The organism is Donghicola sp. (assembly GCF_025210255.1).
GTDB classification, from domain to species: Bacteria; Pseudomonadota; Alphaproteobacteria; order Rhodobacterales; family Rhodobacteraceae; genus Donghicola; species Donghicola eburneus.
Map to the genome: position 1 here is coordinate 1 of NZ_JAOARZ010000020.1, position 17,199 is coordinate 17,199.

A 17,199-nucleotide genomic window follows, 5' to 3' on the forward strand; every position below is an offset into this window, starting at 1 on the left:
CGGGGTGTGGGGCAGAGCCCCACGCACCTTAGCCCAGCAGGCGACGCGCGATCACCTGCGCCTGAATTTCACCAGCACCTTCAAAGATGTTCAGGATGCGCGCATCACACAGGATGCGGCTGATGGTGTATTCCAGCGCAAAGCCATTCCCGCCGTGGATCTGCAGGCCATTGTCCGCCGCCGCCCAAGCCACACGGGCTCCCAGCAGCTTGGCCATGCCTGCCTCGAGGTCACAGCGACGATCGTTGTCCTTCTCGCGGGCCGAGAAGTAGGTCAGCTGACGCGCGATCATCAGTTCCACCGCCATCATTGCCAGCTTGTTGGCCACGCGGGGGAATTCGATCAGCGACTTGCCGAACTGCTTGCGGTCCTCGGCATAGCGCATCGAAACATCCAAAGCAGACTGACCCACACCAACAGCACGCGCTGCGGTCTGGATACGTGCCGATTCAAAGGTCTGCATCAGCTGCTTGAAGCCCTGACCTTCTTCGCCACCCAGCAGGTTCTCGCCCTTAACCGCGAACTTGTCGAAGCCCAGTTCGTATTCCTTCATGCCGCGGTAACCCAGAACCTCGATCTCACCGCCGGTCATGCCGGGTGTAGGGAAGGGCTCTTCGTCGGTGCCGGGGGTCTTCTCGGCCAGGAACATCGACAGACCTTTGTAGTTGTCGGTCGATGGATCGGTCCGCGCCAGCAGGGTCATCACGTGGGTGCGCGCCGCGTGGGTGATCCAGGTCTTGTTGCCGGTCACTTCATAGTCGCCGTCGGCATTCTTGACCGCGCGGGTGCGCAGGCTGCCAAGGTCCGACCCTGTGTTCGGCTCGGTGAAAACAGCGGTCGGCAGCTTCTCGGCAGAGGCCAGTTCGGGCAGCCACTTCTGCTTCTGCTCTTCGGTGCCGCCTGCCAGAATCAGCTCTGCCGCGATCTCGGAACGGGTGCCGAGCGAGCCAACGCCAATATAGCCGCGCGACAGCTCTTCCGAGACAACGCACATCGCTGTCTTGGACATGCCGAATCCGCCGTATTGCTCGGGGATAGTCAGGCCAAAGACGCCCATTTCCGCCAGCTCGTTGATGATCTCCAGCGGGATCAACTCGTCCTTCAGGTGCCATTCGTGCGCATGAGGCTCCACGCGGTCCACCGAATAGCGGCGGAACTGCTCGCGGATCATCTCCATTTCTTCGTCTAGACCCGACTGGCCCGTAGTTAGGTTCGCACGGTTGTCGCGCATGATCTCGACCAGACGAACGCGCGCGGACTGAGAGTTGCCGCTCGCGATCAGGGTTTTGACCGCGTCGGTCATCATCTCTGCGACGGCCTCGGGCGAGACACCCATATCCGACACGCGGATCAGCTCACCTTGGTTCATGGGAATGCCGCCAGCAATCTGGCTCAGGTATTCGCCGAACGCGATCTGCAGGATCAGCTCTTCGGTCTCGCCGAATTTGCCTTCTTCCTTCAGCGCGATCGCCCAACGGTGCATCTCGCGCAGCGCTTCGACATAGGTCGCCAGCCAAGCCACGCCGTGCGCCGCCGTCTGGTTCTGCTCGACCAGAGCGTTCGAAATCCGATCACCGTCAGTCACCATTGCGCGGACATTGTTCAGCGCTTGTTCAAGGATCGCCTCGGCGGGCGCGATCGCTGCCTCTGTCAGGCTGAGCAAATCGGGAAGCAGCGTCGCGGTATGCGCTGCGAAGTCCTGTCCGTCATGTGCCATGAGTCATCTCCTATAATGCTTGTGCAGAGAACTAGAGCCTTTGCAGGCGCAGCGCAATAAAAATACCAAAGTCGGCACGAAAGTATGCCCAATATTGCGCGTTGAATTTTTCACCTACTGCGCTAATGGCCGTGCTAAAGCGCTGAAATGGAACTTGTTACACATCTCATGACACCGTCGGCCTTTGCGCTGGCTTTGAGTGTCGCTTTCATTGCTGGAGTGGTCAAAGGCATGGTGGGTTTTGCCATGCCAATGATTCTCATTTCCGGCCTTTCTTCTGTTATTTCGCCGGAATTGGCGCTCGCGGGCCTGATTCTGCCGACGGTGATCACCAACGGGATGCAGGCCCTGCGCCAAGGGCCCCGCGCTGCGTGGGAATCACTCCTGAAATTCCGCGGATACCTTGGGACGCTGTTGATCGTTCTGTTGCTAAGTGCGCAGTTGATCCGCGTGATCCCCAGCAATGTCATGTTGCTGATCATCGGTATCCCCATCGTGATTTTTGCTGCAACGCAGCTAGCGGGCATGCCGCTCAGGATTTCGTCTCCCCCGAGCAAAGCGACCGAAATTGGGATCGGTGCTTTCGCTGGTTTCATCGGCGGCCTCTCTGGTGTCTGGGGCCCGCCCACTGTGGCTTACCTGACCGCTTTGGATACACCAAAGCAAGACCACATTCGTGTTCAAGGCGTGATCTATGGCCTCGGTGCGATTGTCCTATTGTTCGCCCACATCGGCTCTGGCGTCGTGCGCGCAGAGACCCTTCCGTTCTCGATCGCCATTGTCCCGCCTGCCATCTTGGGTATGTGGCTGGGGCTCAAGGTCAACGACCGTATTGACCAAGCGGCCTTCCGCAAAGCAACGCTGTTCGTCCTGATGATCGCAGGTCTGAACCTGATCCGCCGCGGCCTGATGGGCTAAACGAAAACCGCCGGCCCAAAACAGGACCGGCGGCGTTTATTCACTTTGGCAAAATACCCCGAGGGTGAATTGCCGCAGGCAAGAGGGGGCAGCGCCCCCTCACTCCAATCAACCGATTGCAGCGGCCTTCACGTCTTTGTCGATGTAAGGCACGTACTGCTCGAAGTTGTCCGAGAACATCTTGACCAGTTTCTCTGCCTGCGCGTCGTAGGCTTCGGGATCACCCCAAGTACGGCGGGGATCCAGCAGCACTTCGGGGACACCGGGAACGTCCACGGGTACGTCGAAGCCGAAGTTCGGGTCCTTGCGGAACTCGACTGCGCTCAGGCTGCCGTCCAGAGCGGCGGTCAGCAAGGCGCGGGTTGCTTTGATGGGCATACGCTTGCCGGTGCCGTAGGCGCCGCCGGTCCAGCCGGTGTTCACCAGCCAGCAGGTAGCACCGTGCTTGGCGATCTTGTCCCGCAGCAGGTTGCCGTACACCTCGGGGCGACGGGGCATGAAGGGTGCACCGAAGCAGGTCGAGAATGTGGGCTCAGGCTCGGTCACGCCGCGCTCGGTCCCTGCAACCTTCGAGGTGAAGCCCGACAGGAAGTGGTACATCGCTTGCGCAGGTGTCAGACGCGCGATCGGAGGCAGAACACCGAACGCATCGCAGGTCAGCATGATGACGTTCTTGGGGTGGCCGCCCTGCGCCGAGTAGGACGCGTTCGAGATGTAGTGCAGCGGGTACGCGCAACGCATGTTGGCGGTCAGGCTGTCATCGTCGAAATCCAGCTCGAGGGTCTCTTCGTCGTAAACCATGTTCTCGATCACAGTCGCGAACTTGGTGGTGGTCGCGTAGATCTCGGGCTCGGCTTCGGCGTTCAGGTTGATGGTCTTGGCGTAGCAGCCACCTTCGAAGTTGAAGGTGCCTTTGTCCGACCAGCCGTGCTCGTCGTCACCGATCAGGGTGCGCGACGGATCTGCCGATAGGGTGGTTTTGCCGGTGCCCGACAGACCAAAGAAGACAGCCGCGTCCACGGGGTTGCCGGTGGCGTGGTTGGCCGAGCAGTGCATCGGCATGATGCCTTTGGCGGGCAGCAGGTAGTTCAGCAAAGTGAACACCGACTTCTTGTTTTCGCCTGCATACTCGGTACCGCCGATCAGGATGAGCTTCTTGTCGAAATTCAGCGCGATCACGGTTTCGCTGCGGCAGCCATGCTTTTCAGCGTCCGCTTTGAACGAGGGGCAGTTGATGATGGTGAACTCGGGAACGAACTCGTCCAGCTCGTCACGATCAGGGCGACGCAGCAGGTGACGGATGAACAGGCCATGCCATGCCAGTTCAGTCACAACGCGCACGTCCAGACGGTTGGCCGGATCGGCGCCACCGAACAGATCCTGTACGTAGTAATCCTTGCCCTTCATATGGGCGAGCATGTCCTCGTGCAGGATGTCGAACTTGTCGGCCTCCATGGGGGCGTTGTTTTCCCACCAGATCGTGTCTTCGACGCTGGGGGTGCGGACCACAAATTTGTCCTTGGGCGAACGGCCGGTGTGCTTGCCGGTGGTCACCAAGAAAGCACCGCCACGACCGAGGCGGCCTTCGTTATTCTTTACCGCTGCCTCCACGAGCGCGGGTTCCATGAGGTTGTAATAGACATTACCCAGCTCACTGATCCCTTGATCTTCAAGCCGATGCTGCGGGTTTACCCGTCCAAATGCCATTTTCTTCACTCCTGTCCGCGCCAGCGGTCACAAAACTTGATAGGGCCCCGATGTCGTTGCTTCATTGCAACGTGTCGGTAAAGGGGTCCTTAGCATGATGGAAAAGGAAATGAATAGGATGCTAAGCTGCTGTTAGCGCAACCAAATTCAGTTTATCGCAAACATGACTGCGAAGAGGGACTTTGGTCTGCGACACTCTGTCAGAATTGGACCGCTAACATAATTACCACGTTAGCATAGTACCAAATCCGCGAATCGCAAAAAGGATTGCGGAGAGATACGAAATCCCTGCATAACTGTAAGAAAAAATAATCGTGCAGTACAAGGAATGAGTTATGTCCAGAATTGCTCTGGTGGATGATGATCGCAACATCCTGACATCGGTTGCCATGACCCTTGAAGCAGAAGGGTTCGAAGTCGAGACCTACAATGACGGCCAAGCAGCGTTAGAGGCTTTTGAAAAAAAGCTTCCCGATATGGCTGTGCTGGACATCAAGATGCCGCGCATGGACGGCATGGATCTGCTACAGCGTCTGCGCAAGAAAACCACGATGCCTGTCATCTTCCTCACGTCCAAGGACGACGAGATTGACGAGGTTCTGGGCTTGCGAATGGGCGCCGACGATTATGTCAAAAAGCCATTTTCTCAGCGGCTGCTGGTCGAGCGTATCCGCGCGCTGCTGCGCCGTCAGGAAGCCCTGAACGGAGACAGCGAGGGCGAGGTTGAGGACAGCAAAGTTCTGGCCCGTGGACAGTTGTCAATGGACCCGCTGCGCCACGCCGTGACGTGGAAAGGGCAGGACGTGTCACTCACGGTAACGGAATTCCTTCTCCTTCAGGCACTGGCACAACGCCCTGGTTTCGTCAAAAGCCGTGATCAGTTGATGGACGTGGCCTATGATGATCAGGTTTATGTCGACGACCGTACAATCGATAGCCATATCAAGCGTTTGCGTAAGAAAATGCGGATGGTCGATTCGGAGTTTTCGGCGATCGAAACCCTGTATGGCGTCGGATACCGGTACAACGAAGAGTGATGACTGACATCGGAGATACCTCAGCAGCGCAGAAGCGGGCCGTTCGGTCTGCCGATATCGTGCTGGGTGATGATTACGTTTCTCCGGACGCCCTGCACGAGACCGTTGAGCGCGAAACTGCAGCCAAGCGCGGTGTGCTGACGCTGAATACATCGCCGCTGGCGCGCAAGATCATCACCTTTAACTTGCTGGGTCTGATCGTCCTGCTCGCGGGCATCCTCTACCTGAACCCATCGCGGGAATCTTTGGCGTTGCAGCGTGCGACCTCTTTGGCCGCAGAAGCCGAACTTGTGGCTGACGTATTTGAGGCCCGCTTGAGCGCGCAGGCCGAGGCGGGTGTTGAGAACATCGCTGGGGTCGGAGCCGAGGATACCCTGCGGGGGATGTCGTTGTATCGCGGGACCGAGGTCTACGTTTTCGACGGCAACGGTAACTTGCTGACCGTCGCAGAAGGCAGCCGCAGCCGCGCCGAACTGGCGGATGTCGGCGAGAATGACACCTACATCACGGACGCTCTGGAAACGGTGTGGCAGTGGATGGTGCAATTCTTTGCGCCTGCTGATTCGCTGCCTGCTGGTGTCGAAAACGAGGAGATCGTGCGCGACATGATCGGCGGCGCGCGCATCAACGAGACACGCATGGCCACTGGCGTGGGTGCATTTGGCGACACAGTGTTCACTGTTGCGACCCCAATCATGGTGGGCGACCTGCCTGTCGGCGCGATCGCCATGGCGAGCTCCACGACCGAAATCGACCGCCTTGTGAGCGTTGAGCGCGAACGTGTGCTTCGGATGTTCATCGTCGCACTCTTTGTGTCGGTCGGCCTTAGCCTGCTCTTGGCCTCGACCATCGCGAACCCGCTGTCCGATCTAGCCGCAGCTGCCGAGATTGGCCGCGACCGCAATCGCACGCGGTATAGCCCTGGCCGTGTTCGTATTCCTGACTTGTCCGCCCGTCCCGACGAGATTGGCCGCCTGTCCGAAGCCCTGCGCGGGATGGTCGGTGCGCTGTACGAGCGGATCGACAGCAACGAGCAGTTCGCCGCCGATGTGGCTCACGAGATCAAGAACCCGCTGGCCTCCTTGCGCTCGGCGGTCGGCACCCTGCGGTTCGCCAAGAAGCAAGAGCAGCAGGATAAGCTGCTCGAGGTGATTGAACATGATGTGCGGCGTCTGGACCGCTTGGTCAGTGATATCTCAAATGCGTCGCGTCTGGACAGCGAGCTGGTCCGCGAAGAGGAAGAGACCTTTGATCTGCTGACGATGCTCGGCAATCTGATCCAATATTTGGGCGAGGATGCAAAAGCCAAAGGCATCGACTTTATTTCTGACCTGCCCGACGACTCGATCGAACTGACAGGCCTGGAGGCGCGTCTAGCGCAGGTCTTTGTAAACCTGATCACGAATGCGATTTCCTTTTGCGAGGAGGGCGACGCGATCCGCGTGTGGGCCCGACAGCGGGACAATCGCGTTCTGGTGGTGGTCGAGGATACGGGGCCCGGCATCCCGGAGCAGTCGTTGACCAAAATCTTTAAACGTTTCTACTCGCACCGCCCCGAAGGTCAGTTTGGAAATAACTCGGGTCTGGGACTCGCGATCTCAAAGCAGATCGTCGAAGCCCACGGCGGAGTTGTCTGGGCCGAGAACATCCGTGCCAGCCACGCTGACCCGACTTCGGACCCGCTGGGCGCCCGCTTCGTAGTGGGGCTACCGCTCTAACTCATGCGGACTCTAGCACTGACCGAGATCACAAGGGGGCATGGACCAGCAATGGTTCATGCCTCTACTGTTATGGTGCATGGCCAAGCAGTGGTGTTGTTTGGGGCATCAGGTAGCGGCAAATCCTCGATGGCACTGATGCTGATGTCTTTAGGCGGTACGCTCGTGGCGGATGATCGCACAGTGCTGACACGCGAGGGAGCACAGATTATCGCGCGCTGCCCCGAAACGATCTGTGGACGGATTGAAGCGCGGGGCGTTGGTATTTTGCGGGCGGCTGCGACCGGGTCTGCGCCCGTCTCCCTCTTTGTTGATATGGACCAGACCGAGACAGAGCGCTTGCCGCAGTCACGGGATCTGACTGTGTTCGGCTTGCAAAGGCCGCTTCTTCATAAAGTCGAGAGGGGTTATTTCCCTGCAGCCCTTATGCAATATCTTACCCACGGGATAGATGGGGAATGACAGACACATGTCAGAACAATCACCGCGCGTTGTCTGGGTGACGGGGCCTTCGGGCGCCGGACGGAAAACCGCGATAAATGCGCTCGAGGACTTAGGTTTCGAGGTTATCGACAACCTCCCACTGCGCCTGCTGCCAGCCGTGATGAAGGATGCTGTAGCTGGCGACCGGCTCGCGTTGGGGCTTGATGTGCGCAACCGTGATTTCAGTATGAACGCGATGCTGGATGCAATGGAGGATTTGGCGCGTAACCCCAACAGTGGCGTGCAGCTCTTGTATCTGGACTCTTCGCCCGAGGTGCTGCTGCGCCGATATAGCGAAACTCGTCGCCGTCATCCGCTGTCGCCTGCCGAAACTGCCGAGGTCGGCATCGACCGCGAATTAGATTTGCTGGCACCGATCCGTGCACGGGCAGATATTTTGCTAGACACCTCGGAGATGACTCCACACGACCTGAAGGCCGAGATCGAGCGCCAATTCGCGATTGGGCAAGAGGGTAATCTGGCCGTTTCAATTCAGTCCTTTTCGTTCAAGCGGGGCACCCCGCGCGGCATCGACATGATCTTCGATGCGCGGTTTCTGCGTAACCCCTACTGGGAACCTGCGCTGCGAAAGATGAATGGTCAGGACGACGCGGTCAGCGACTACATCAGCCAAGACCCGCGCTTTGCCGAGTTTTTCGATCGCGTAAAAGGTCTGGTTGAATTCCTATTGCCACAATATGCCACAGAGGGAAAATCCTATTTGTCGATAGGGTTTGGTTGTACCGGAGGACAACACCGTTCGGTTGCACTCGCAGAAAAGCTGGCCAAAGCCCTTGCAACTGCGGGATGGCAGGTGTCAATTAGACATCGTGAATTGGAAAGACAGGCCCCCTCGGGTTCTGCAAAGGGTAAGTAAGGCAAGGCGTGATCGGGATCGTAATCGTCGCGCATGGTGGGTTGGCCAAAGAATATCTGGCCGCGGTTGAACATGTGGTAGGCCCGCAGAGCGGGATCAGCGCCATTTCGATCGAACCGGATCATGACCGTGCACAGAAGCAGCGCGAAATTTCCGCAGCAGCGGATGCTGTCGACAGCGGCGACGGAGTGATTGTCGTGACCGATATGTTTGGCGGCTCTCCGTCGAACCTGAGTCTTCGGGCCTGCAGCCCCAAAAACCGACGAATTCTATATGGCGCGAACCTGCCCATGCTGATCAAGCTGGCCAAGAGCCGCCATTTGAACGTCCCCGAAGCAGCCCAGTGTGCGCTGACCGCAGGGCGGAAATATATTGACAGTTGCGACGTCAGTGAGGACTAAGAGCCCTTATGTCACATTCTGTTTGCCGCACATTCCCGATCATCAACGTCAAAGGGCTTCATGCCCGCGCTTCGGCAAAATTTGTCGAAGTTGTCGAGCAATTCGATGCCCGTGCCGAGGTTGCCCATAACGGCATGTCCACCTCTGGTGACAGCATTATGGGATTGCTGATGCTTGCGGCCGCCCATGGCACATCGATTGATGTTGAGACGACGGGACCCCAGTCGACCGAACTGGCCGATGCGCTCGAAGCTCTGGTCGCGGACCGCTTTGGCGAAGACATGTGATCGCGGGCAGGGGGAACGATTGTGACGGATACATCCGAGTCCCACTCTGACCGTCTTCACTCAGCGTCGCTGAGTGGCCAAGGGGACGGCGGAAACCTATCGGACCAGTCCTACGATCGCCGCCGCCTCTCTTATGCGACTACGTTTGATAATGCTTTCCAACGCCGTACCATTCAGACGATGGAGTTCCTGACCGGCAAGCTACGTCTCCTGCGTCTGATCCGTCGGTTCGAAGCGATGGGCGTGCCCTTTGGTCAACCTTTCTGGAAACAGGCGCTTGAAGTGATGGGGATTCCGCTCGAGACCCCACAAGAACAGATCAATCGTATCCCCGAGACGGGTCCGCTTATCGTGGTCGCAAACCACCCACACGGGCTGGTCGACGGTATGGTCCTGGCGGAACTCATGGGCCGCCGCCGCACGGACTACAAAATCCTGACGCGCTCTTTGCTGACGGGCGTTGGCGAGATCGACGAATTCATGATCCCAGTTCCCTTCGCACACGAAGAAGACGCCCTGCAGAAGAACCTGCTTATGCGCAAACGGGCGATGGATCACCTCTCAGATGGCGGGGCCATTGTGCTGTTTCCGTCAGGTGTGGTCGCCTCATCCGACACCATGTTCGGCCCCGCAATTGAACGGGAATGGAATCCCTTTACTGCGAAAATGATCCAGCGCTCCAAAGCGGACGTGCTGCCGATCTTCTTCCCTGGTTCAAACTCGCGCTGGTACCAGATGGCAAACCGCACTTCAGCCACCCTGCGTCAGGGGTTGCTGCTGCATGAAGTCGTGCATGCTCTGAACAAACCGCAGGCGCCCGTGGTTGGCAACGTCTTCGACCGCGATGAAATCGCGAAATGGTCCACCAACCCCCGCGGTTTCATGGGGTGGCTCCGCGAGCAAACGCTCGCATTGGGAACAACCGCCTAACCTTCATCTTGGTGAAAATACCCACGGCCGTAGGCCGCGCCGTCAGGCGCAAAAAGCAAAACCCCCGCGGCCGGGCCTCGGGGGTCTCAATTCTTTTTCAGTGCGACTGAATGTCTTTATAGACCTTCGCGCTGGGCCTTTTTACGTGCCAGCTTGCGAGCGCGGCGAATCGCTTCTGCCTTCTCGCGTGCCTTCTTCTCAGAGGGCTTCTCGAAGTGCTGCTTAAGCTTCATTTCACGGAAAACGCCTTCACGTTGAAGCTTTTTCTTCAGGGCGCGGAGCGCCTGATCGACATTGTTGTCACGAACACTGACCTGCATACCGGTGTCACCACCTTTCTAGTTTAGAGTTTCAATCAATAGCAGGAAGTGGCCGTATAGCATCGGCGCCCTAGTTTGTCTAGCATCCGGAGAAACAGACGGAGCAGACATATGACCGACTCGCCCAAAGCACAGCTTCTCGACGCGATCAAGATGCACGTCCCCTTTGATGGGTGGACTCGCCCTGCCTATCAGGCGGCTGTTGCCGACACAGGGATTGATCCCGTTTTGGCCAGCGCCGTGTGCCCTCGTGGGGCCGTCGACCTAGCCATTGCGTTTCATCAGGAAGGCGACGCGCAAATGGTGATGCGGATGGCCGAACCCGATGTTGCGGAAATGAAGATCCGTGAAAAGATCACCTTTGCCGTGCGCACGCGGCTGGAGCTGGTCGAGGACAGGGAACTGGTCCGCCGCGGGATGACGCTGTTTTCGCTGCCCCAGCATGCGGCTGATGGCTCCAAACTGATTTGGCAGACCTGCGACGCAATCTGGAATTCAATCGGTGACACCTCTGACGATGTGAACTGGTACACGAAGCGCGCGACGCTGGCCGCTGTCTATTCTTCGACCGTGCTCTACTGGCTGGGGGACGAGAGCGAAGGACACGAGGCGACGTGGGCCTTCCTCGATCGCCGGATCGAGAACGTCATGCAGATCGAAAAGATGAAGGCGACCGTGCGCAAAAGCCCGTTCCTCTCCAAGCTGATGGCAGGGCCGAATGCGGTACTTTCGCACATCAAGGCCCCTTCGCGCTTGAACGATCAGGGATTGCCGGGTCACATGGCCCCGAAATCCCAAAGCTGACCCGAGGACGAAATGACCCAAGACATGCGCGTGATCGAAATCGCTCAACCGGGCGGCCCCGAAGTGCTGACCCCAGCACAGCGTGACATTCCGGCGCCAAAGGCAGGCGAAGTTGTGATCCGCGTGGCCTATGCCGGTGTGAACCGCCCCGATGCTCTGCAGCGCGCGGGACTCTACAATCCGCCCCCGGGGGCAAGCGACTTGCCGGGCCTTGAGGCTTCGGGCGAGATTAGCGCGGTGGGCGAAGGCGTGTCAGAGTGGAAGGTCGGCGATCAAGTCTGCGCCCTTCTGCCTGGCGGAGGCTACGCAGAGTACGTGGCAACGCCTGCAGCGCACTGCTTGTCCATCCCTGACGGCATGTCGATGGACCAGGCGGCCTGTCTGCCCGAGACCTTTTTCACCGTGTGGTCGAACGTTTTTCAGCGGGGCGGCTTGCAGGCCGGCGAGCGGTTCCTGATCCACGGCGGCTCGTCGGGCATCGGCACGACAGCAATACAGCTCGCCCGCCATTTCGGTGCCCGTGTGTTTGTCACAGCCGGGTCGGAAGACAAGTGTGCAGCCTGCATCGATCTAGGCGCAGAGCGCGCGATCAATTATCGCGACGAAGACTTCGTCGAGGTGGTCCGTGCTGAGGGTGGTGCGAACCTGATCCTAGATATGGTCGGGGGCAGCTATCTGCCGCGCAACGTCAAATCGCTGGCTGATGACGGTCGCTTGGTTCAGATCGCGTTCCTGCAGGGGCCCAAGGTCGAATTGAACTTTGCCCAAGTCATGATGCGCCGTCTGACAATCACGGGCAGCACTCTGCGCCCCCAGAGTGATCTGGCCAAAGCGCGTATTGCAGTTGAATTACGAGAAAAGGTCTGGCCACTGCTGAGCGCTGGTCAGATCAAACCCGTGATGGATAGCGAATTTGCTTTGGACGAAGCGAGCCAAGCGCATGCCCGCATGGAAAGCAGCGGGCACATTGGCAAGATTGTCCTGAAAGTCAGCTAATGGGCATCGCCCCTAGCGAATAGGGGCGAACAGCGCATCCTTTTGCGTGCAATCGCGCACCACGTCCTGTCCGCAGGGGACAGGGTCCAAATCCTTGGACAGACATATGCGCACTTCCTGAATGCGGCGGTCGCGGCAGGTGACCGTCAGCATATCTGGCTCAAGCTGGGGATTCGCTTTTAAAAAAGCTTCTTCGACCAGAGAGGCGGGCAGGCGGACCTCTTCCTCCAACCGGCGAAAGACGTCAGGACGGGTGATCGTTTCATAAGCCTGACGGGACAGATCAAAATAGGTGTTTGGACTTAGGCCAGTGCAGACGCCATGCTTTTTCCACTGATGCCACGCCAGCCCTCCAGAGCCCATGATATCGGCTATCTCGCCGGTTTCGCGGCGAGATGGCGCACGCTCTACCGTGTTGCAATAACTGGGATATCCGCGGTGAAACTGGGGCCAAAGGCCGTGCAGGCTCCATCCCAGATCGGTGTCGCACTGCTCGGCGTCCCGCGCATCCCCTTCGATTGCGCACCACGTCGGGCTCCAGCTCAGGGCCATGACGTAGTAGTCGAACTCACCGGCTGTGTCGCCCTCGGCATGTGCCACAGCGGTCGAAAGTAGCAGTCCTATCACCCAACGCATTTGCCCTTTTCCTTTTACCCGTTTCACGCTATATCGCCGTTCAGTTCCCCGTAAATTGTGAACAGTTCTGCCAAGGCAGGACAGCCCCGAAGGCGGGCGACGGGGGAAGTCTATTCAAGGAGTGACCACATGGGCAAACCGATCATGGCGAAGGCAACGGCTGTATGGCTCGTTGACAACACCACTCTGTCGTTCAAGCAGATCGCTGATTTCGTCGGCATGCACGAGCTGGAAATTCAGGGGATCGCCGACGGCGATGTGGCCGGTTCGGTGCGTGGGTTTGATCCCGTCGCAAATAACCAGTTGGACGCCGAAGAGATCAAGCGCGCGGAAAACAATCCGATGCACAAGCTGAAGCTCAAGTTCAACAAAGCGGCTCAGGGCGAGGAAAAGCGCCGCGGCCCGCGCTACACCCCCCTGTCCAAGCGTCAGGATCGTCCGGCGTCGATCCTGTGGCTCGTCAAGTTCCACCCCGAACTGGCGGACAGCCAGATCGCCAAGCTGGTCGGCACCACCAAACCGACCATCGCAGCGATCCGCGAGCGCACCCACTGGAACATTGCGAACATCAACCCGATCGACCCCGTCGCACTGGGCCTGTGCAAGCAGTCGGAGCTGGACCTTGCCGTTCAGAAAGCAGCCGAGAAGCGTCGCGCCGAAGGCGTGATGTCGGACGACGAGCGTCGCGCGCTGGTTAGCACCGAGGCAAGCCTGTCCATGGACTCGGCCGAGCCTCGTATCCCCACCGCGATCGAAGGTCTGGAGACCTTTAGCTTCGGATCGGACTCGAACGATCAGGAAGAAGAAGCAGACAAATTCGACGACACCCGCGATGCGGACAGCTTCTTCAACTTGCCGAACTCGAGCGACGACGAAGACGACGACAAATAAGACGGAATACGGTTCCACGAAAAACCCGGCCTAGTGCCGGGTTTTTGCTTTTTGGGCTGCGTGTCAGACAGGAACCTGATTATGTGCGATCAGTTTCCAGCCTTCGTCTGCTTCGCAATAGGTGGAGCTGCAGAGCGCGCGATAGGTGTCTTTGCCGCGCTTGGCGTGGGCCTCGTAGGCCAAAACAAAGGCCGATCCATGACGCATCGCGATTTCGTCCTCGAACTCGACTGATTCCCAGCGCGGACCTTTTTCAATCACATTGAGGATTTTCTTGCCGCACAGAATGCCGGTTGGCTTCGGAAGTACCATGACCGCGTCTTCAGCGATTTTGTCATTGTAGAACGCAGGACCTTCGAGCCAGAACCTTTGTTCGTCCTGCCAGCGGGCTTGCTCAATATTCATTATAATAGCCTCAATAAATTCCGGACCTTAAACCCAGTGAAGCTAACTTAGTTCCAATTTATTAAAATTAAATTGATCTACGTGCCTTGAGCGCGGCAGAAATTGTGCCGTCGTCCAGATAATCCAGTTCTCCGCCGATCGGGACGCCTTGGGCAAGCGAAGTTATGCGCACGCGGCCATCCAGCTGGTCCGCGATGTAGTGAGCGGTGGTTTGCCCGTCTACAGTTGCGTTCAGCGCCAGAATAACTTCGGAGATCTGTTCGTTTTCGATACGGGCGACCAGCTGCGGAATGCGGATATCTTCTGGGCCGATATCATCAAGTGCCGATAGCGTACCGCCAAGCACATGGTACCGCCCGCCAAAAACCGCGCCGCGTTCCATCGCCCACAGATCGCTGACGTCTTGGACAACGCAAATCTCGCCGGTTGCGCGCTTTTCAGACCGGCAGATGTCACAGATGTCCTCGGTCCCGATATTCCCGCAGTTCAGACATTCGCGGGCGGTTGCCGCGACCTTGGCCATCTGTTCCGCAAGCGGGGACAAAAGCTGTCCCCGCTTGCGGATCATTTGCAGCACAGCACGCCGCGCCGAGCGAGGCCCCAAGCCAGGCAGTCGGGCCATCATCTCGATCAGCTTGTCGATGTCGCGGGTGCTGCTCATATTCGTTTAGAAGGGCAGCTTCATGTCCGCAGGCAGGCCCATTTCGGCGGCCAGCTTCTGCATCTCTTCGGCGGCCTTTTCTTGTGCCTTATCTTGTGCGTTAGAGATCGCGGCAAGGATTAGGTCCTCGACCACCTCTTTGTCCTCGGCACTAAAGATCGAAGGGTCGATGTCCAGCGACTTCACCTTGCCTTTGGCATTGGCGGTCGCCTTGACCAGACCCGCCCCAGCTTCGCCAGTGACGGTCATGTCGTTCATTTCTTCCTGCAGATCGGTCATGCGGGTCTGCATGTCCTTAGCAGTTTTCATCATCTTGGCCATGTCGCCCATGGCGCCCAAACCTTTGAACATCGGGTTTCTCCTATTTCGGGTGGTTACTGATCCTCGAAAGGATCCCATTCATCTTCGACTTCGGGCAGAGCCTCTGACATCGCTTCGGCTTGCTGCTCGGCCTGCGTGCGGATTTCCGTAATTTGCGCCTTGGGAAAGAGGGCGCGCACGGCGGCAAACATCGGGTGTGCCTCGGCTTCCTGTCGCAGTGCCAAGGCTTCGGCGTCGCGCACTTCGGCAATCGTCTTGCCACCGCCAGAGCCTACCACAATCACGGCCCATCGCGCACCAGTCCATGCCTGCAATCGCGACCCAAGGCGTTGCGCCAGATCACGCGGTGCTTGGTCCGTCACTTCGCACTCAATCCGACCGGGACTGTATTTCGCGAGCCGGAAGTAATTCTCAACCTCGATCAAGAGTTTTACGTCGCGATGGGTGCGGATCAGGTCCAGAACGTTTTCGAATGTCGCATAGGCCGCAAGCGGGTTCGCCTGTGCGGTCACCGGCTGTGCTCCGCCACGGGCAACGGGACCACTGGGACCAGTATGGGTTGGCGTGGGCATAGAGCCGCGGGCTGATACGTTGCCTCCGCCGCCACCAGCGGGGCCGCCGCTCGGCGCGGGGCCGCGGGGCGGGTCTTGCTGCAGCTTACGTACCAACTCCTCGGGGCTTGGCAGCTCTGCCACATGGGTCAAACGAATGATCGCCATCTCGGCGGCCATCATGGCGTTCGGCGCGGCACTGACTTCCTCTAGCGCCTTCAGCAGCATTTGCCACATGCGGGTCATCGACCGGATCGGCAAACGGTTCGCCAGATCAACACCGCGGCGGCGCTCGTCTGGACTGATGGTCGGATCCTCTGCCGCATCGGGGGTGATCTTCACCACGCTGATCCAGTGGGTGATCTCGGCCATATCTCGCAGAACGGCCAAGGGATCGGCCCCATCCGCGTATTGCGCCCCCAACTCGGTCAAAGCCCCAGCGGCATCCCCGCCCATGACCATCTCGAACAGGTCCATCACGCGGCTACGATCCGCCAGTCCCAGCATCGCACGCACTTGATCTGCGGTGGTCTCACCCGCCCCATGGCTGATCGCCTGATCCAGCAGCGAGGTTGCATCGCGCGCGGATCCTTCGGCCGCGCGGGTGATCAGCGCCAAAGCATCATCGGAAATATCTGCGCTTTCAGCCCCTGCGATCTTACGGAGCAACGCAATCATCACCTCGGGCTCAATCCGGCGCAAGTCGAACCGCTGACACCGCGATAGCACCGTCACAGGCACCTTGCGGATTTCGGTCGTCGCAAAGATGAACTTCACATGGGCCGGAGGCTCCTCCAGCGTCTTGAGCAGCGCGTTGAACGCACTGTTCGACAACATGTGAACCTCGTCGATGATATAAATTTTGTAGCGCGCCGAAGCCGCCCGATAATGCACAGAATCGATGATTTCACGAATGTCACCCACACCGGTGCGCGAAGCGGCGTCCATCTCCATGACGTCGACATGACGCCCTTCCATGATCGCGGTGCAGTGCTCGCACTGACCACAAGGCTCGGTCGTCGGCCCGCCGTTTCCGTCCGGCCCGATACAGTTCATCCCCTTGGCAATGATCCGCGCGGTGGTCGTCTTACCGGTCCCGCGAATGCCGGTCATGATGAACGCCTGCGCAATCCGGTCCGCAGCAAAGGCGTTCTTCAGCGTGCGCACCATTGCGTCCTGACCGACCAGATCGGCAAAGGTTTCGGGGCGGTATTTCCGCGCCAATACCTGATAGGCAGTCTGTCCGGTCTCGCTCATGGGGCCTCCCAATTCTTCCGTGGCAAACCTAAGGCTCACCCTGTCAAAGGTCCAGCGCCGCTGCTTTCACTTTGGCAAAAATACTCTGGGGGAGACGCGCGCCAGCGCGGCGGGGGCAAAGCCCCCACTCGCGTGGGTTCCACGAGATCAAGATGTCGGGGAATAAGGTGAGAGGTTGAACAGCGACCCAAGCGGGGCTCGTTGCGGCTGCTTCCTTCCGGACCTGACCGGGTTGGCGAGGCGCTCGCCCGCGCCAACCTCTCAAGGCGTCATTTAGGGCGT

The 17,199-nt window shown here is 58.7% G+C and carries 19 protein-coding genes and 1 other RNA gene; 11 read left to right on the forward strand and 9 right to left on the reverse strand.

The window, feature by feature from the left end; translation table 11 throughout:
* Positions 1–28: 28 nt before the first annotated feature.
* Complete coding sequence (locus N4A58_RS06665; RefSeq protein WP_293708478.1) at positions 29–1,717, reverse strand: acyl-CoA dehydrogenase family protein; 1,689 nt, start codon at positions 1,715–1,717, stop codon at positions 29–31.
* A gap of 147 nt (positions 1,718–1,864) precedes the next feature.
* Between N4A58_RS06665 and N4A58_RS06670 the strand changes: the two genes are divergently transcribed.
* Complete coding sequence (locus N4A58_RS06670) at positions 1,865–2,635, forward strand: sulfite exporter TauE/SafE family protein (RefSeq protein ID WP_293708479.1); 771 nt, start codon at positions 1,865–1,867, stop codon at positions 2,633–2,635.
* Between the two features lie 108 nt (positions 2,636–2,743).
* Here N4A58_RS06670 and N4A58_RS06675 read toward each other — a convergent pair whose 3' ends face one another.
* The gene (locus tag N4A58_RS06675) at positions 2,744–4,342 is read right to left on the reverse strand and encodes a phosphoenolpyruvate carboxykinase (protein WP_293708480.1); all 1,599 of its coding nucleotides are present in this window, start codon (positions 4,340–4,342) and stop codon (positions 2,744–2,746) included.
* Between the two features lie 335 nt (positions 4,343–4,677).
* On the opposite strand from N4A58_RS06675, the gene N4A58_RS06680 reads away from it, so the two are divergent.
* From N4A58_RS06680 to N4A58_RS06710, 7 genes are all read left to right on the forward strand, one after another.
* On the forward strand, positions 4,678–5,379 hold the full coding sequence (locus tag N4A58_RS06680) for a response regulator transcription factor (protein WP_072709750.1): 702 nt from the start codon (positions 4,678–4,680) through the stop codon (positions 5,377–5,379).
* Positions 5,379–7,097: a sensor histidine kinase gene (locus tag N4A58_RS06685; protein ID WP_072709761.1), complete on the forward strand. Its 1,719-nt coding sequence runs from the start codon at positions 5,379–5,381 to the stop codon at positions 7,095–7,097. The genes N4A58_RS06680 and N4A58_RS06685 overlap by 1 nt, the downstream gene beginning before the upstream one ends.
* Positions 7,098–7,100: 3 nt before the next feature.
* Positions 7,101–7,559, forward strand: a complete 459-nt coding sequence (locus N4A58_RS06690; protein WP_293708481.1) for a serine kinase — start codon at positions 7,101–7,103, stop codon at positions 7,557–7,559.
* A gap of 7 nt (positions 7,560–7,566) precedes the next feature.
* Positions 7,567–8,457, forward strand: coding sequence for an RNase adapter RapZ (gene rapZ, locus N4A58_RS06695; protein ID WP_293708482.1), 891 nt, complete (start codon positions 7,567–7,569; stop codon positions 8,455–8,457).
* An 8-nt stretch (positions 8,458–8,465) separates the two neighbouring features.
* Positions 8,466–8,858: a PTS sugar transporter subunit IIA gene (locus N4A58_RS06700; RefSeq protein WP_072709767.1), complete on the forward strand. Its 393-nt coding sequence runs from the start codon at positions 8,466–8,468 to the stop codon at positions 8,856–8,858.
* An 8-nt stretch (positions 8,859–8,866) separates the two neighbouring features.
* Positions 8,867–9,145, forward strand: a complete 279-nt coding sequence (locus N4A58_RS06705) for an HPr family phosphocarrier protein (protein ID WP_072709769.1) — start codon at positions 8,867–8,869, stop codon at positions 9,143–9,145.
* A gap of 69 nt (positions 9,146–9,214) precedes the next feature.
* Positions 9,215–10,075, forward strand: coding sequence for a lysophospholipid acyltransferase family protein (locus tag N4A58_RS06710; RefSeq protein WP_293708511.1), 861 nt, complete (start codon positions 9,215–9,217; stop codon positions 10,073–10,075).
* A 116-nt stretch (positions 10,076–10,191) separates the two neighbouring features.
* Here the strand turns inward: N4A58_RS06710 and rpsU are convergent, their stop codons facing one another.
* Positions 10,192–10,395 (reverse strand): 30S ribosomal protein S21, encoded by a 204-nt coding sequence (rpsU, locus tag N4A58_RS06715; RefSeq protein ID WP_072709771.1) that lies wholly within the window; start codon positions 10,393–10,395, stop codon positions 10,192–10,194.
* Between the two features lie 111 nt (positions 10,396–10,506).
* Between rpsU and N4A58_RS06720 the strand changes: the two genes are divergently transcribed.
* Positions 10,507–11,199: a COQ9 family protein gene (locus tag N4A58_RS06720; RefSeq protein WP_293708483.1), complete on the forward strand. Its 693-nt coding sequence runs from the start codon at positions 10,507–10,509 to the stop codon at positions 11,197–11,199.
* 12 nt (positions 11,200–11,211) lie between these two features.
* Positions 11,212–12,195 (forward strand): NAD(P)H-quinone oxidoreductase, encoded by a 984-nt coding sequence (locus N4A58_RS06725; protein ID WP_293708484.1) that lies wholly within the window; start codon positions 11,212–11,214, stop codon positions 12,193–12,195.
* A 12-nt stretch (positions 12,196–12,207) separates the two neighbouring features.
* Here N4A58_RS06725 and N4A58_RS06730 read toward each other — a convergent pair whose 3' ends face one another.
* Positions 12,208–12,831 (reverse strand): ribonuclease T2, encoded by a 624-nt coding sequence (locus N4A58_RS06730; protein ID WP_293708485.1) that lies wholly within the window; start codon positions 12,829–12,831, stop codon positions 12,208–12,210.
* A gap of 129 nt (positions 12,832–12,960) precedes the next feature.
* On the opposite strand from N4A58_RS06730, the gene N4A58_RS06735 reads away from it, so the two are divergent.
* Positions 12,961–13,722 carry a DUF1013 domain-containing protein gene (locus tag N4A58_RS06735; protein ID WP_293708486.1) on the forward strand — a complete coding sequence of 254 codons (762 nt, stop codon included), beginning with the start codon at positions 12,961–12,963 and terminating at the stop codon, positions 13,720–13,722.
* Positions 13,723–13,785: 63 nt separating this feature from the next.
* On the opposite strand, the gene N4A58_RS06740 is transcribed toward N4A58_RS06735, so the two are convergent.
* From N4A58_RS06740 to ffs, 5 genes are all read right to left on the reverse strand, one after another.
* Positions 13,786–14,127, reverse strand: coding sequence for a hypothetical protein (locus N4A58_RS06740; protein ID WP_072709780.1), 342 nt, complete (start codon positions 14,125–14,127; stop codon positions 13,786–13,788).
* Between the two features lie 67 nt (positions 14,128–14,194).
* On the reverse strand, positions 14,195–14,788 hold the full coding sequence (recR, locus tag N4A58_RS06745) for a recombination mediator RecR (protein WP_072709797.1): 594 nt from the start codon (positions 14,786–14,788) through the stop codon (positions 14,195–14,197).
* A gap of 6 nt (positions 14,789–14,794) precedes the next feature.
* A complete protein-coding gene (locus tag N4A58_RS06750) occupies positions 14,795–15,139 on the reverse strand; it encodes a YbaB/EbfC family nucleoid-associated protein (protein ID WP_072709799.1) in 345 nt (114 codons plus the stop codon).
* Between the two features lie 23 nt (positions 15,140–15,162).
* On the reverse strand, positions 15,163–16,917 hold the full coding sequence (locus tag N4A58_RS06755; RefSeq protein WP_293708487.1) for a DNA polymerase III subunit gamma/tau: 1,755 nt from the start codon (positions 16,915–16,917) through the stop codon (positions 15,163–15,165).
* A gap of 165 nt (positions 16,918–17,082) precedes the next feature.
* An RNA gene (gene ffs, locus N4A58_RS06760) (signal recognition particle sRNA small type) lies at positions 17,083–17,181 on the reverse strand.
* Positions 17,182–17,199: the final 18 nt, after the last annotated feature.

Coding starts and splice junctions, on each gene's coding strand:
- rpsU (WP_072709771.1), bottom strand. CDS start 10,395: ATGCAGGTCAGTGTTCGTGACAACAATGTCGATCAGGCGCTCCGCGCC.
- N4A58_RS06750 (WP_072709799.1), bottom strand. CDS start 15,139: ATGTTCAAAGGTTTGGGCGCCATGGGCGACATGGCCAAGATGATGAAA.
- N4A58_RS06735 (WP_293708486.1), top strand. CDS start 12,961: ATGGGCAAACCGATCATGGCGAAGGCAACGGCTGTATGGCTCGTTGAC.
- N4A58_RS06755 (WP_293708487.1), bottom strand. CDS start 16,917: ATGAGCGAGACCGGACAGACTGCCTATCAGGTATTGGCGCGGAAATAC.
- rapZ (WP_293708482.1), top strand. CDS start 7,567: ATGTCAGAACAATCACCGCGCGTTGTCTGGGTGACGGGGCCTTCGGGC.
- N4A58_RS06675 (WP_293708480.1), bottom strand. CDS start 4,342: ATGGCATTTGGACGGGTAAACCCGCAGCATCGGCTTGAAGATCAAGGG.
- N4A58_RS06730 (WP_293708485.1), bottom strand. CDS start 12,831: ATGCGTTGGGTGATAGGACTGCTACTTTCGACCGCTGTGGCACATGCC.
- N4A58_RS06680 (WP_072709750.1), top strand. CDS start 4,678: ATGTCCAGAATTGCTCTGGTGGATGATGATCGCAACATCCTGACATCG.
- N4A58_RS06690 (WP_293708481.1), top strand. CDS start 7,101: ATGCGGACTCTAGCACTGACCGAGATCACAAGGGGGCATGGACCAGCA.
- N4A58_RS06670 (WP_293708479.1), top strand. CDS start 1,865: ATGGAACTTGTTACACATCTCATGACACCGTCGGCCTTTGCGCTGGCT.
- recR (WP_072709797.1), bottom strand. CDS start 14,788: ATGAGCAGCACCCGCGACATCGACAAGCTGATCGAGATGATGGCCCGA.
- N4A58_RS06685 (WP_072709761.1), top strand. CDS start 5,379: ATGACTGACATCGGAGATACCTCAGCAGCGCAGAAGCGGGCCGTTCGG.
- N4A58_RS06705 (WP_072709769.1), top strand. CDS start 8,867: ATGTCACATTCTGTTTGCCGCACATTCCCGATCATCAACGTCAAAGGG.
- N4A58_RS06725 (WP_293708484.1), top strand. CDS start 11,212: ATGACCCAAGACATGCGCGTGATCGAAATCGCTCAACCGGGCGGCCCC.
- N4A58_RS06720 (WP_293708483.1), top strand. CDS start 10,507: ATGACCGACTCGCCCAAAGCACAGCTTCTCGACGCGATCAAGATGCAC.
- N4A58_RS06740 (WP_072709780.1), bottom strand. CDS start 14,127: ATGAATATTGAGCAAGCCCGCTGGCAGGACGAACAAAGGTTCTGGCTC.
- N4A58_RS06665 (WP_293708478.1), bottom strand. CDS start 1,717: ATGGCACATGACGGACAGGACTTCGCAGCGCATACCGCGACGCTGCTT.